Origin of the sequence: Undibacterium sp. Di24W (assembly GCF_049340325.1) — a bacterium.
Lineage (GTDB): Bacteria > Pseudomonadota > Gammaproteobacteria > Burkholderiales > Burkholderiaceae_D > Undibacterium.
On the sequence record NZ_JBMPOP010000003.1, the window covers coordinates 485,266 to 498,637 of the forward strand.

Consider the following 13,372-nt stretch of genomic DNA (forward strand, 5'->3'; position numbering starts at 1 on the left):
TAATTTGGCACGCTTACGTGACAAAATAAAGTAATCATCTTCAAACTTGTGCAGGGAAAATTGACCCCCTTGGCCTTGCCGCGATACAATAGACAGTTAATTAAATTTTTAAGCTTATGTCACTACAGCGACGCACATTAATAGCGGGCAATTGGAAAATGAATGGCAGTCTTGCATCAAATGCGAGCTTGCTTGAGAATTTGCTGGCGGCCCCCGAAATTGCAGTTAGTGGTTCAACTTGTGAGGTATTGGTCTGTGTGCCAGCAGTTTATTTGCCTCAATGTGAATCCTTGCTCAAATCTTCAGCAATTGCACTTGGCGCGCAAGATATCTCGGCCCACCAATCAGGTGCTTATACAGGTGAGGTGGCGTCTGCCATGTTGGCGGATTTTTCATGTCAATATGTGATCGTTGGGCACTCTGAACGCCGCGCTTATCATCATGAGTCGAATGAGTTGGTGGCGCAAAAGGCCTTGCAGGCCTTGCGCTCTAGTATTTTTCCTATCGTCTGTGTGGGTGAGACTTTGGAGCAGCGTGAGGCGGGTAGGACTAATGAAGTCGTGGTGACTCAACTGCGCGCGGTGATGGATGTTTTGGATGATGGCGCTTTGGCGCGCATTGTGGTTGCATATGAGCCAGTTTGGGCGATTGGTACTGGTAAGACAGCGACGCCTGAAATGGCGCAAGAAGTTCATGCGGTGCTGCGTTCTGTTTTGGCGGAGCGTAGTGGTTTTGCTGCGAATAAGGTTCGTATTTTGTACGGTGGCAGTATGAAGCCTGATAACGCGAAAGAGTTACTGGCAATGCCCGATATTGACGGTGGTTTAATTGGTGGTGCTTCATTGAAAGCTGCTGATTTTCTCGCAATTATTGGTGCGGTTTAAGGTTTTTTGCTGCGCTCGGTTTTGGAATGTTTTTGTTGTAACGATTAATTTTACTTGGATGTTTTAAATGCAAACTTCTTTATCTACTTTGGTTATGATTGTGCAGGTATTGTCTGCGCTGGTTATTATTGGTCTAGTCTTGCTGCAGCATGGCAAAGGCGCAGATATGGGGGCTTCTTTTGGTTCGGGTGCATCTGGTAGTTTATTTGGTGCGACAGGCTCTTCTAACTTTTTGTCAAAATCCACAGGTGTTGCTGTTGCGGTGTTTTTTATTGCGACTTTGATTTTGACGTCTTTCGGTGCTAATAAAGCGCCATCTGTTGGCGTAATGGATAATTTGCCTGCTGCGAAAACGGCTCCGGCTAATGCTGCGCCGACCACGCCTGCGGTGGTGCCGGCAAATGCGGCGGCAAGTGCTTCGGCGGGCGCGGCAAGTAAAGCTACTGAAATTCCAAAGTAAGTTAAGCGAAATCAATTTGTCCAGTAAAAAAATCTTGAATTACTGCAATTGTGCGTTGAACAATTTCAGTGAAGAGAGTAAAATGCTGGGCTTATGCCGACGTGGTGAAATTGGTAGACACGCTATCTTGAGGGGGTAGTGGCGAAAGCTGTACGAGTTCGAGTCTCGTCGTCGGCACCAAAGAATAAGTCAGTTTTTCTAACTGGCTTGATCGAGGAAGTGGTTGTGGATTTAAACGTCATTCAATCATGCATTAAACATCTCAATGTTACGTTTTTATATGGGTAGCCTAACGTGAACCTCGAAAATTATTTCCCAGTTCTTCTCTTTATTTTGGTTGGTATTGCTGTGGGTATTGTTCCGCAGATTTTGGGCCGTTTAATTGCGCCACACCGACCTGATAGTCAAAAAACATCTGCTTATGAGTGCGGCTTTGAAGCCTTTGAAGATGCGCGTATGAAGTTTGACGTGCGTTATTATCTCGTTGCAATTCTCTTTATTTTGTTCGATCTCGAAACTGCATTCTTCTTTCCCTGGGCTGTCTCCATGAAAGAGTTGGGGTGGACTGGTTTCTTGGTGATGCTAGGTTTCATCTTGGAATTTGCGGTCGGATTTTGGTATATCTGGAAAAAAGGCGCCCTTGATTGGGAATGACCTGATAGGAAAAGCGTATGTCAATTGAAGGTGTATTGAGCGAAGGCTTCGTTACGACCAGTTTGGACAAGCTGATAAATTGGACTCAGACGGGTTCTATGTGGCCAATGACGTTTGGTCTTGCTTGTTGTGCGGTTGAGATGATGCACGCAGGTTGCTCTCGTTATGATATGGATCGCTTTGGCGTGATCTTCCGTCCTTCTCCACGTCAATCGGATGTGATGATTGTGGCGGGTACCTTGTGTAACAAGATGGCGCCAGCCTTGCGTAAGGTATATGATCAGATGGCTGAGCCGCGCTGGGTGGTGTCTATGGGGTCCTGTGCAAATGGTGGTGGTTACTATCATTACTCTTACTCCGTGGTGCGTGGTTGTGATCGCATTGTTCCAGTCGATATTTATGTGCCGGGTTGCCCTCCAACTGCTGAGGCACTGATCTACGGCATTATTCAATTGCAAAACAAAATTAAGCGCACCAATACGATTGCACGCTAGTGCGATTTGTCAGTGAAAACTACAACATAAAGCAAAATGACTACCAAATTAGAAAATCTTGAGTCGGCAGTGAGGGGTGTTATCGGCGAGCGACTCATGCAGTCGCAATTGGCGCTCGGTGAGTTGACTGTCATTGTCTCTGCAAAAGACTACTTGTCAGTGATGCGTGATTTGCGTGATAACGCTGCAACCCAATTTGAAGAATTGATCGATTTGTGTGGTGTGGATTATTCGACCTATGGTGATGGTGTTTGGGATGGGTTGCGCTTTGCTGTTGTGTCGCACTTGCTCTCAATTAAGCACAATTGGCGCTTGCGTGTCCGTGTCTTCGCTGAGGATGATGAGTTTCCAATAGTCGCTTCACTGGTGGACGTATGGAGTACTGCGAACTGGTATGAGCGTGAAGCGTTTGATTTCTTCGGCATACTTTTCGATGGGCATAACGATTTGCGCCGTATTTTGACCGACTATGGTTTTATTGGTCATCCTTTCCGTAAAGATTTCCCAGTTTCTGGTTATGTCGAGATGCGTTATGACGCTGATCAAAAGCGTGTAATTTATCAACCAGTAACTATCGAACCGCGTGAAAATACACCGCGTATTATTCGTGAAGAAAATTACGGGATTAAGGGTTAAGGATGCATCATGGCTGAAATTAAAAATTACACCTTAAACTTTGGTCCTCAACACCCTGCTGCGCACGGTGTTTTGCGTCTTGTGCTTGAGTTGGATGGTGAAGTCATTCAACGTGCGGATCCGCATATTGGCTTGTTGCATCGCGCAACAGAAAAGTTGGCTGAACAAAAAACCTATTTGCAATCAGTGCCTTACATGGATCGTCTCGACTATGTGTCGATGATGTCTAATGAGCATGCCTATGTCATGGCGATCGAGAAAATGCTCGGTTTAGAAGTGCCGTTACGTGCTCAATACATACGTGTGATGTTTGATGAGATCACGCGGTTGTTGAATCACTTATTGTGGATAGGCGCACATGCACTCGACGTCGGCGCAATGGCGGTGATTTTGTATGCGTTCCGCGAGCGCGAAGATTTGATGGATTGTTATGAGGCCGTCTCGGGTGCTCGTATGCATGCTGCATATTATCGTCCGGGCGGTGTATATCGCGATTTGCCTGATGAAATGCCTAAGCATAAAGCATCGATTCTGAAGAATGAAAAAGCGATGCGCTTGTTGAACGAAGACCGTCAAGGTTCTTTGTTAGATTTCATCGAAGCATTCACGAATCGCTTCCCAAAATACGTTGATGAATACGAGACTTTGTTGACAGATAATCGTATCTGGAAGCAGCGTTTGGTTGGTATTGGTGTGGTTTCGCCTGAGCGCGCTATGGCGATGGGCTTTACAGGTCCGATGTTGCGAGGTTCTGGTGTTGAATGGGATCTGCGCAAAAAGCAACCTTACGAAGTTTATGATTTACTCGATTTTGATATTCCTGTTGGTGTGAATGGCGATAGTTACGATCGTTATCTGGTGCGTGTTGAAGAAATGCGCCAGTCAAATCGTATTATCAAACAGTGCGTTGAATGGCTGCGGAATAATCCAGGGCCAGTGATGTCGACTAATCATAAAGTCGCGCCGCCAAGTCGTGTGAATATGAAGTCGAATATGGAAGAGTTGATCCATCATTTCAAATTGTTTACCGAAGGTTTTCACGTTCCTGCAGGTGAAGCTTATGCCGCAGTTGAACATCCAAAAGGTGAATTTGGTATCTATCTGATGTCAGATGGTGCAAATAAGCCTTATCGTATGAAAATTCGTGCGCCTGGATTTCCTCATTTGCAAGGTTTGGATGAAATGGCCAAAGGTCACATGATTGCTGATGCGGTCACGATTATTGGTACGCAAGATATCGTATTCGGCGAAATTGACCGTTAATTGATTTTTGGTAGAAATAAATATTGATAGATGATCGGCTCTTTTTGAGAGTCGATATTTGAGGCAAAAGCGATGGTCTTATCAGAGCAAGCATTAAAAAAAATTGATCGCGAATTGGCGAAGTTCCCAGCGGATCAGCGTCAGTCTGCCGTGATGGCAGCCTTGGCGATTGCCCAGGATGAAACCAGTTGGTTATCTCCTGAGGTGTTGCAGTTTGTCGCCGATTACATCGGTATGCCTGCCGTTGCGGTGCAAGAAGTTGCGACCTTCTACAATATGTACAATACCAAGCCTGTCGGTAAACATAAAATTACTGTTTGCACCAATTTGCCATGTGCTTTGTCTGGCGGCGAACGTGCTGCCCATCATCTAAAACAAAAGCTTGGTCTCGATTACAAAGAAACAAGTGCAGACGGCAAATTTACCTTGATGGAAGGTGAGTGCATGGGGGCCTGTGGCGATGCACCAGTGCTGTTGGTTAACAATAAACGTATGTGCAGCTTTATGTCGAATGACAAAATCGATGCCTTGGTCAGTGAATTAAGCCAAACAACAGAGGCAGGTAAATAATGACGAGTCTACATAATCGCCATATCAAGCCACTGATTCTTGCTGGCTTAGATGGAAAAAACTGGCACCTGCAGGACTATGTCGCGCGCGGTGGCTACCAATCTTTAAAGCGTATTTTGGATGAAAAAATCCCACCAGAGCAAGTGATTGCGGAGCTGAAGGCTTCCTCGTTGCGCGGTCGTGGCGGTGCGGGTTTCCCAACTGGCTTAAAGTGGAGTTTCATGCCACGTCAATTTCCAGGTCAAAAATATCTAGTCTGTAATACCGATGAAGGCGAACCAGGTACATTTAAGGATCGCGACATCATTCGCTACAATCCTCATGCCCTGATCGAAGGTATGGCGATTGGTGCCTATGCAATGGGCATTACCGTAGGCTATAACTATATTCATGGTGAAATTTTTGCTGACTATGATCGTTTTGAAGAAGCTTTAGAAGAAGCGCGCGCAGCGAATATGTTGGGCGATCGTATTCACGGTTCTGACTTCTCATTCCAATTACATGCTTTCCATGGCTACGGTGCTTATATCTGTGGTGAAGAAACAGCCTTACTGGAATCTTTAGAAGGCAAAAAAGGGCAGCCACGTTTTAAACCACCATTCCCAGCGAGTTTTGGTTTGTACGGTAAGCCAACGACGATCAATAATACTGAAACCTTTGCTGCTGTACCATTTGTCTTGGCGATGGGCGGCGAAGCTTATGCTGCGCTTGGTAAGCCAAACAATGGTGGCACCAAGATTTTCTCTATGTCGGGTGACGTGGCGAAGCCAGGTAATTACGAAGTGCCAATGGGTACACCGTTCGCAGCTTTATTAGAGTTGGCTGGCGGCATGCGCGATGGCAAGAAGATTAAAGCAGTTATCCCGGGTGGCTCCTCTATGCCAGTCTTGACTGGTGATGTCATGATGGCGACTGATATGGATTACGACTCTATCGCTAAGGCGGGTTCTATGCTCGGTTCTGGCGCGGTGATCGTGATGGATGAAACGCGTTGCATGGTCAAATCTTTGCTGCGTTTATCTTATTTCTACTTCGAAGAGTCTTGCGGTCAATGTACACCATGTCGTGAAGGCACAGGTTGGCTGTATCGGATGGTGCATCGTATTGAGAACGGCCAAGGTCGTCCAGATGATTTGGACATGCTAAATGCGGTTGCAGACGGAATTCAAGGTCGCACGATTTGCGCTTTGGGTGATGCTGCTGCGATGCCAGTTCGTGCATTTATTAAGAATTTCCGTGAAGAGTTTGAATACCATATCGAGCATAAACATTGCTTGGTTCCGACTTATTTATAAACAAGGCTGTAGTTTGTTCTTGAATTGAGAATTCATTCAAGTCTGAATATTTATTCGCTTAGCGTACCCAGAGCACACCATGGTTGAAATTGAAATAGACGGCAAGAAAGTAGAAGTCCCTGCGGGCAGCATGGTGATGGACGCTGCCAATAAGCTTGGCACCTACATACCTCATTTTTGCTATCACAAAAAATTGTCGATTGCTGCGAATTGCCGCATGTGTTTGGTTGAGGTTGAAAAAGCACCTAAACCTTTACCTGCTTGTGCAACGCCAGTGACGCAAGGGATGATCGTTCGTTCCAATAGTGATAAGGCGGTCAAGGCACAAAAAGATGTGATGGAATTTTTGTTGATTAATCATCCACTGGATTGCCCAATTTGTGACCAAGGTGGTGAATGTCAATTACAAGATCTGGCGGTGGGTTACGGTAAGACAAGCTCACGCTACGAAGAAGAAAAACGCGTCGTCTTCCATAAGAATGTCGGTCCTTTGATCTCAATGGAAGAGATGAGCCGCTGTATTCATTGCACACGCTGTGTACGTTTCGGCCAAGAAGTTGCTGGTGTAATGGAACTTGGTATGCTGGGTCGTGGTGAACACTCAGAAATTACTTCCTTCGTTGGTAAAACGGTTGATTCAGAATTGTCTGGCAACATGATCGACTTGTGCCCAGTCGGCGCCTTGACTTCTAAACCTTTCCGTTACTCTGCTCGTACTTGGGAATTGTCGCGTCGTAAATCCGTTAGTGCGCACGATGGTTTGGGTGCTAATTTGATCGTTCAGGTCAAAAATAACAAAGTCTTGCGCGTCGTTCCTTTGGAAAATGATGCAGTCAATGAATGCTGGATATCAGACAAAGATCGTTTTGCTTACGAAGGTTTGAATAGTGACGATCGTTTGACTAAGCCGATGCTGAAGCAGGGCGGTCAATGGCAAGAAACCGATTGGCAAACTGCTTTGGAGTATGTCGCACATGGTTTGAAAAATGTGAAACATGAGCATGGTGCTAATGCTATAGCTGGTTTGGCCTCTGCCCATTCCACTTTGGAAGAGTTAAGTTTGTTGTCACGTGTGGTACGCGGCTTGGGTTCTGACAATATCGAAACACGCTTGCGTCAATCTGGTTTTGCATTAACTGGCAAAATCAAACCATGGTTGGGCATGTCTATTGCCGCATTTGCGCAATTGAAACAAGTCTTTGTAATTGGTTCTTTCCTGCGCAAAGATCACCCATTGTTGGCGGCTCGTTTGCGTCAAGCGGTCAAATCTGGCACAAAATTAAATGTCTTGCATGCGACAGATGATGAGCTCTTGATGAAGGTCGCGAATAAAGCGGTTCTCGCTCCATCCGCATGGCTGTCTTTCTTAGCCGAAGTTGCAACTGCTGTAGCGACTGCAAAACAAGTTGCGAAGCCAGCTGGGTTGGTTGACGTAACTGTATCTGACTCGGCGCAAGCAATTGCAAACAGTTTATTGTCTGGCGTTGAGGCGCAATCAGCTGGTGTGTTCTTGGGTAACACAGCAGCGCAACATCCTGATGCTGCAAAGATTCACGCCTTGGCACAATGGATAGCGCAAAATACGGGTGCTGGTTTCGGTTATCTTACAGAAGCGGCCAATACCGTTGGTGCCTACCTTGCGGATGCGGTTCCATCAAATGCTGATACAGCGACCAATGTTCTAAGTAATGCACGTAAAGCAGTGGTGCTGTTGAACGCCGAACCGAGCTTTGATTTTGCGGATGCGAATCAGACACAAACGGTGTTGGCGCAAGCAGACATGGTTGTCGTGATGTCCGCGTTCAAACACGGTATGGAATACGCGGATGTCTTGCTGCCTGTTTCTCCATTTACCGAAACAGCGGGTACCTTCGTCAATTGCGAAGGTCGCGCACAAAGCTTCCACGGTGTGGTGAAACCATTAGGCGATACGCGTCCAGCATGGAAAGTACTACGTGTGCTGGGTAATCTGTTAGGCCTAGATAACTTCGAATTTGAAACAGCAGAAGCGATTCGTGATGCCGTTTTAGGTCAAGGTCAAACCGATTTGTCGTCTAAGCTAAATAACATTGCAGATATTACTGACGTCGCGATTTCTTCCTCTGTCCAGCATACAGGCTTGGAGCGTGTTTCTGACGTGCCTATCTATAGCACCGATGCGATTGTGCGTCGTTCTGAATCTCTGCAGCGTACTGCGGATGCAAAAGCAACTGCTATTAGTTTGAGTGCTGCAGAGTTTGCGCGTCTCGGTATCGCCGATGGCGATTTCGTGAAATTGACGCAAGCGGGCGCTTCGGTATTGGGTTCAGCCAAACTTGATAAATCTTTGCCTGCGACTGTGGTACGGGTGGCTGCCGGTGTTTTGGCAACGCATCAACTGGGTGCGATGTTCGGCCCAATTAATGTGGAGCGTGCATAATGAATTTCTTAGATACGGTTCAATCCTATGGCGTGCAATACCTTGGTGGTTTGTGGCCTTTAGTCTGGACTTTGGTCAAGATCGTTTGTATCACCTTGCCAGTCATGGGTTGCGTTGCCTATTTGACTTTGTGGGAACGCAAAATGATAGGTTGGATGCACGTTCGTCTTGGTCCAAATCGTGTCGGTCCTGCCGGTTTGCTGCAACCGATTGCTGATGCCTTAAAGTTACTGCTTAAAGAAATTATCATCCCTGCAAAAGCTAATAAAGTTTTGTTTGTGATTGCACCAATTATGACGATCATGCCAGCCTTGGCTGCTTGGTCTGTGATTCCTTTTGGACCTGAAGTGGTGCTGGCAAATGTCAATGCTGGTTTGTTGTTGATCATGGCAATTACGTCAATGGAAGTGTACGGCATCATTATCGCGGGTTGGGCATCTAATTCTAAGTACGCATTCTTGGGTGCGATGCGTGCTTCAGCACAAATGGTTTCTTATGAGATCGCCATGGGTTTTGTGCTGGTGATCGTGTTGATGGTTTCTGGTAGCTTGAATTTGTCCGATGTCGTCAATGGTCAGATGAAGGGCTACTTCGCCGATCATGGTTGGAATTTCTTGTCATGGAACTGGCTGCCTTTGCTGCCTATGTTCGTGATCTATGTCATTTCGGGTATCGCTGAAACTAACCGTCATCCATTCGACGTGGTTGAAGGTGAATCTGAGATTGTTGCTGGCCATATGGTTGAGTATTCAGGCATGTCCTTTGCGATGTTCTTCTTGGCAGAATATGCCAACATGATTTTGATTTCTGCATTAGCTTCATTGATGTTTTTGGGTGGGTGGAATTCACCAATAGGCCACGCGGTGCCTGTGTTAGGTCTGTTGGCTTATTTGCCTGGCTGGATTTGGTTAGGCTTGAAAACTTTTGTTGTGGTGTCGATGTTCATTTGGGCACGTGCTTCTTTCCCACGCTATCGTTACGATCAAATTATGCGTTTAGGTTGGAAAGTGTTTATTCCTTTGACCTTGGTTTATTTGGTGATCGTTGCAGCATGGATGCAAACCTCCTGGAATATTTGGAAGTAATCAGCTAAAGAAAAATGGAAGCAAATAATGGAAGCAATTAAGGATTTTTTTGGCAGCTTAATGCTGCGCGAGTTGATCAAAGGTTTGGCTTTGACAGGTCGCTATATGTTTGCACGTAAAATTACCGTGCAATTTCCAGAGGAAAAAACACCACAGTCACCGCGTTTCCGTGGTTTGCACGCTTTACGCCGCTACCCGAATGGCGAAGAGCGCTGTATCGCTTGTAAGTTGTGCGAGGCAGTTTGCCCGGCAATGGCGATTACGATCGAATCTGATCAACGTGAAGACGGTTCACGTCGCACGACTCGTTACGATATCGATCTGACTAAATGTATCTTCTGTGGGTTCTGTGAAGAGTCTTGCCCAGTTGATTCCATCGTCGAAACACATGTTTTGGAATATCACGGTGAAAAACGCGGCGATCTGTATTTCACTAAAGAGATGTTGCTTGCAGTCGGTGACCGTTATGAACCAGAAATTGCTGCGGCTCGCCAAGCCGATGCAGCGTACCGTTAAACTGGAAGAGCTGAATTATGGATTTTGTTACTGTCTTATTTTATGTGTTTTCGGCGATTTTGATTATCGCTGGAACGCAAGTTATCACTGCTCGTAATCCTGTGCATGCGGCTTTATTTCTGGTGCTGGCATTCTTTAATGCGGCCGGAATTTGGATGTTGCTCAAAGCGGAGTTTTTGGCGATTGTTTTAGTGTTGGTGTATGTTGGTGCGGTCATGGTCTTGTTCTTATTCGTGGTCATGATGTTGGATATTAACATGGACAAGTTGCGAGAAGGCTTCTGGGGACGTTTGCCACTGGCTGCCATCGTTGGTGTCGTTATCGCTCTTGAGATGTCTGCAGTATTGTTCCGTGGCTTCTTGCGTACGGACAACAGCGTTCCTGCTGCAGCCTCAAAAATTGGAGATACGAAGGCTTTAGGTATCGAGATTTTTACGAACTATGTGTTCGCGTTTGAAGTTGCTGCTGCGATTTTATTGCTGGCGATTGTTGCTGCCGTGGCTTTGACATTGCGTAAGCGTAAAGACAGCAAGTATTTTGATCCAGCCGCCGCTGTAAAAGTGAAACGTGCAGATCGTGTTCGTATTGTAAGCATGAAGGCTGAGTCTGAACGCGCAAATGCAAAAGCAGATACGCAAACAAATGCAGAAAACACAGGTGTATAAATGGCTTTGACTTTGACACATTTTTTGATTTTGGGCGCGATTTTATTCGCTATCTCTATAGTCGGTATTTTCATGAATCGCAAAAACATCATTGTGCTATTGATGTCGATAGAGCTGATGTTGTTGGCGGTGAATATGAATTTTGTCGCATTCTCACATTATTTAGGTGATGCAGCAGGGCAGATATTTGTCTTCTTTATTTTGACTGTGGCAGCTGCTGAATCGGCCATCGGCTTGGCGATTTTGGTGGTGATGTTCCGTAATTTGGATACGATCAATGTCGAGGACTTAGGTACGCTCAAAGGTTAATGTAATAACAGTCTTCTTGGTTTGAATGCAGTTCGAGAATTTATAAGAATTAAGATAACAAAGGGTCATTATGGCGGGGCAACTTAACCCACATTTATTGCTGGCAGTACCATTGGCGCCACTCGCTGGCGCAGCGATCGCTGGTCTGTTAGGCACGAAATTTTTCGGCAATCTCGTTGGTCGCAAGGTGTCGCACTCTGCGACTATTCTTGGTGTACTGATTGCGTTCATCCTTTCTTGTATGACCTTGTCACAAGTACTTGATGGCGCGAAATACAACGCCACTCTGTACCACTGGATGACGGTTGGTAGCCTGAAGCTGGAGGTTGGTTTTTTGGTGGATAGCTTGACTGCCATGATGATGTGCGTGGTGACCTTCGTGTCACTGATGGTGCATATCTACACCGTTGGCTATATGGCTGAAGACGAAGGCTACAACCGTTTTTTTGCTTATATTTCCTTGTTTACTTTCTCGATGTTGATGCTCGTTATGAGCAATAACTTCTTGCAATTGTTCTTTGGCTGGGAAGCTGTCGGCCTGGTCTCTTACTTGTTGATTGGCTTCTGGTACACCAAGCCAACTGCTATTTACGCAAACATGAAAGCCTTCCTGGTGAATCGTGTTGGTGACTTTGGTTTTATCTTGGGCATCGGTTTAATAGTGGCCTACACAGGCTCTATGGACTATGCGGAAGTATTCGCGAAGAAAGCGGAACTTGCTCCTTTGATGTTGCCAGGTACTGACTGGATGTTGATTACTGTCGCCTGTATCTGTTTGTTTATCGGTGCGATGGGTAAGTCGGCGCAATTCCCGTTACACGTTTGGTTGCCTGATTCTATGGAAGGTCCAACCCCGATTTCTGCTTTGATTCACGCTGCAACGATGGTGACAGCAGGCATTTTCATGGTGGCACGTATGTCACCCTTGTTTGAAATGTCTGATACCGCGTTGAATTTCATCATGGTCATTGGCTCTATAACAGCATTATTCATGGGTTTCCTTGGCATCATCCAAAACGATATTAAACGCGTGGTGGCATACTCAACCTTGTCTCAATTAGGTTATATGACTGTGGCTTTAGGCGCATCCGCTTATTCAGTCGCTGTATTTCATTTGATGACGCATGCCTTCTTTAAAGCTTTGCTGTTCTTGGCGGCTGGTTCAGTGATTATTGGTATGCACCATGATCAAGATATACGCAACATGGGCGGTCTGCGCAAGTACATGAAAGTGACTTGGATTACCTCATTATTAGGTTCTCTGGCATTGATCGGTACACCATTCTTCTCTGGTTTTTACTCAAAAGATTCGATTATCGAAGCTGTTATGCTTTCGCATTTGCCTGCGGCAGGTTTTGCAAAATTTGCGGTACTGGCTGGTGTCTTCGTGACCGCTTTCTATTCTTTCCGTATGTATTTCTTGGTCTTCCATGGTAAAGAAAACTTTGGACATGCCCACGATGCCCATGATGCGCACGGTCACGACGATCATCATGATGATCACCATCATGGCTTGGCACCAGGACAAAAACCGCATGAGTCTCCAGCGGTGGTTTGGGTTCCCTTGGCTTTGTTGGCAATTCCATCGGTCTTTATCGGCTTGTATGCGATCGAACCTATGTTATATGGTGACTTCTTCAAAGATGTGATTTTCATCGATCATCACGCACACCATGCGATGAGTGAGTTGAAGGAAGAATTCCATAGCTGGCAAGCAATGGGCGTCCATGCTCTGATGACGCCACCATTCTGGTTAGCCTTGGCTGGCGTGGCATTGTCTTACTTCTTCTACATGGTCAAGCCTGCAATCCCAACTATGATCAAGCAGAAGTTCAGTGCGGTCTACACTTTGCTCGACAACAAATACTATATGGATAAATTCAATGAAATCGTGTTTGCCGGTGGCGCACGTTTGTTGGGTGGCGGTTTGTGGCATATCGGCGATAAAGGTTTGATCGATGGTCTGGTCGTTAATGGTAGTGCGAAGTTGATAGGTTTGTTCTCCAAGTTGGTTCGTTTGTTCCAGACTGGTTTCATCTACCACTATGCGCTGGTAATGATTTTGGGTGTATTAGGCTTCTTGATTTATTTCATGCCTATCCCGTTTGCTAAATAAGTGACC

Annotated in this window: 14 protein-coding genes and 1 tRNA gene; all 15 read left to right on the forward strand. The window is 45.9% G+C overall.

Translation table 11 applies throughout. The features are described 5' to 3' along the window. The first annotated feature begins 116 nt into the window (after positions 1-116). The 15 genes from tpiA (at position 117) to nuoL (ending at position 13,366) form a co-directional block, all read left to right on the forward strand. A complete protein-coding gene (gene tpiA, locus ACO0KZ_RS08380) occupies positions 117-884 on the forward strand; it encodes a triose-phosphate isomerase (protein ID WP_422994646.1) in 768 nt (255 codons plus the stop codon). A gap of 67 nt (positions 885-951) precedes the next feature. Continuing rightward, a complete protein-coding gene (gene secG / locus ACO0KZ_RS08385; RefSeq protein WP_422994648.1) occupies positions 952-1,344 on the forward strand; it encodes a preprotein translocase subunit SecG in 393 nt (130 codons plus the stop codon). Between the two features lie 95 nt (positions 1,345-1,439). Next, a tRNA-Leu gene (locus tag ACO0KZ_RS08390) sits at positions 1,440-1,524 on the forward strand. A gap of 114 nt (positions 1,525-1,638) precedes the next feature. Next, positions 1,639-1,998, forward strand: a complete 360-nt coding sequence (locus tag ACO0KZ_RS08395; RefSeq protein ID WP_422994650.1) for an NADH-quinone oxidoreductase subunit A — start codon at positions 1,639-1,641, stop codon at positions 1,996-1,998. A 17-nt stretch (positions 1,999-2,015) separates the two neighbouring features. After that, entirely contained in the window at positions 2,016-2,492 is a 477-nt protein-coding gene (locus ACO0KZ_RS08400; protein ID WP_315473244.1) for a NuoB/complex I 20 kDa subunit family protein, read from the forward strand. A gap of 36 nt (positions 2,493-2,528) precedes the next feature. Then, positions 2,529-3,128: an NADH-quinone oxidoreductase subunit C gene (locus ACO0KZ_RS08405; RefSeq protein ID WP_422994653.1), complete on the forward strand. Its 600-nt coding sequence runs from the start codon at positions 2,529-2,531 to the stop codon at positions 3,126-3,128. Between the two features lie 9 nt (positions 3,129-3,137). Next, positions 3,138-4,391: an NADH-quinone oxidoreductase subunit D gene (locus tag ACO0KZ_RS08410; protein ID WP_422994655.1), complete on the forward strand. Its 1,254-nt coding sequence runs from the start codon at positions 3,138-3,140 to the stop codon at positions 4,389-4,391. A 72-nt stretch (positions 4,392-4,463) separates the two neighbouring features. Then, positions 4,464-4,961 (forward strand): NADH-quinone oxidoreductase subunit NuoE, encoded by a 498-nt coding sequence (gene nuoE / locus ACO0KZ_RS08415; RefSeq protein WP_422994657.1) that lies wholly within the window; start codon positions 4,464-4,466, stop codon positions 4,959-4,961. After that, the gene (nuoF, locus tag ACO0KZ_RS08420; RefSeq protein ID WP_422994659.1) at positions 4,961-6,256 is read left to right on the forward strand and encodes an NADH-quinone oxidoreductase subunit NuoF; all 1,296 of its coding nucleotides are present in this window, start codon (positions 4,961-4,963) and stop codon (positions 6,254-6,256) included. Before nuoE ends, nuoF begins: the two co-directional genes overlap by 1 nt. A 79-nt stretch (positions 6,257-6,335) precedes the next feature. Beyond that, positions 6,336-8,675, forward strand: coding sequence for an NADH-quinone oxidoreductase subunit NuoG (gene nuoG, locus ACO0KZ_RS08425; protein ID WP_422994661.1), 2,340 nt, complete (start codon positions 6,336-6,338; stop codon positions 8,673-8,675). Next, positions 8,675-9,760 (forward strand): NADH-quinone oxidoreductase subunit NuoH, encoded by a 1,086-nt coding sequence (gene nuoH / locus ACO0KZ_RS08430; protein ID WP_422994663.1) that lies wholly within the window; start codon positions 8,675-8,677, stop codon positions 9,758-9,760. Before nuoG ends, nuoH begins: the two co-directional genes overlap by 1 nt. Positions 9,761-9,787: 27 nt before the next feature. After that, positions 9,788-10,276 (forward strand): NADH-quinone oxidoreductase subunit NuoI, encoded by a 489-nt coding sequence (nuoI, locus tag ACO0KZ_RS08435; RefSeq protein ID WP_315472925.1) that lies wholly within the window; start codon positions 9,788-9,790, stop codon positions 10,274-10,276. A 17-nt stretch (positions 10,277-10,293) separates the two neighbouring features. Then, positions 10,294-10,941 (forward strand): NADH-quinone oxidoreductase subunit J, encoded by a 648-nt coding sequence (locus ACO0KZ_RS08440; RefSeq protein WP_422994665.1) that lies wholly within the window; start codon positions 10,294-10,296, stop codon positions 10,939-10,941. Further along, positions 10,942-11,250, forward strand: a complete 309-nt coding sequence (gene nuoK, locus ACO0KZ_RS08445) for an NADH-quinone oxidoreductase subunit NuoK (protein WP_390209359.1) — start codon at positions 10,942-10,944, stop codon at positions 11,248-11,250. A 70-nt stretch (positions 11,251-11,320) separates the two neighbouring features. After that, positions 11,321-13,366 carry an NADH-quinone oxidoreductase subunit L gene (gene nuoL, locus ACO0KZ_RS08450; protein WP_422994668.1) on the forward strand — a complete coding sequence of 682 codons (2,046 nt, stop codon included), beginning with the start codon at positions 11,321-11,323 and terminating at the stop codon, positions 13,364-13,366. The last annotated feature ends 6 nt before the right edge of the window (positions 13,367-13,372 follow it).

Coding starts and splice junctions, on each gene's coding strand:
- nuoI (WP_315472925.1), top strand. CDS start 9,788: ATGGAAGCAATTAAGGATTTTTTTGGCAGCTTAATGCTGCGCGAGTTG.
- nuoF (WP_422994659.1), top strand. CDS start 4,961: ATGACGAGTCTACATAATCGCCATATCAAGCCACTGATTCTTGCTGGC.
- ACO0KZ_RS08410 (WP_422994655.1), top strand. CDS start 3,138: ATGGCTGAAATTAAAAATTACACCTTAAACTTTGGTCCTCAACACCCT.
- tpiA (WP_422994646.1), top strand. CDS start 117: ATGTCACTACAGCGACGCACATTAATAGCGGGCAATTGGAAAATGAAT.
- ACO0KZ_RS08405 (WP_422994653.1), top strand. CDS start 2,529: ATGACTACCAAATTAGAAAATCTTGAGTCGGCAGTGAGGGGTGTTATC.
- nuoE (WP_422994657.1), top strand. CDS start 4,464: ATGGTCTTATCAGAGCAAGCATTAAAAAAAATTGATCGCGAATTGGCG.
- secG (WP_422994648.1), top strand. CDS start 952: ATGCAAACTTCTTTATCTACTTTGGTTATGATTGTGCAGGTATTGTCT.
- nuoG (WP_422994661.1), top strand. CDS start 6,336: ATGGTTGAAATTGAAATAGACGGCAAGAAAGTAGAAGTCCCTGCGGGC.
- nuoK (WP_390209359.1), top strand. CDS start 10,942: ATGGCTTTGACTTTGACACATTTTTTGATTTTGGGCGCGATTTTATTC.
- nuoL (WP_422994668.1), top strand. CDS start 11,321: ATGGCGGGGCAACTTAACCCACATTTATTGCTGGCAGTACCATTGGCG.
- ACO0KZ_RS08400 (WP_315473244.1), top strand. CDS start 2,016: ATGTCAATTGAAGGTGTATTGAGCGAAGGCTTCGTTACGACCAGTTTG.
- ACO0KZ_RS08440 (WP_422994665.1), top strand. CDS start 10,294: ATGGATTTTGTTACTGTCTTATTTTATGTGTTTTCGGCGATTTTGATT.
- nuoH (WP_422994663.1), top strand. CDS start 8,675: ATGAATTTCTTAGATACGGTTCAATCCTATGGCGTGCAATACCTTGGT.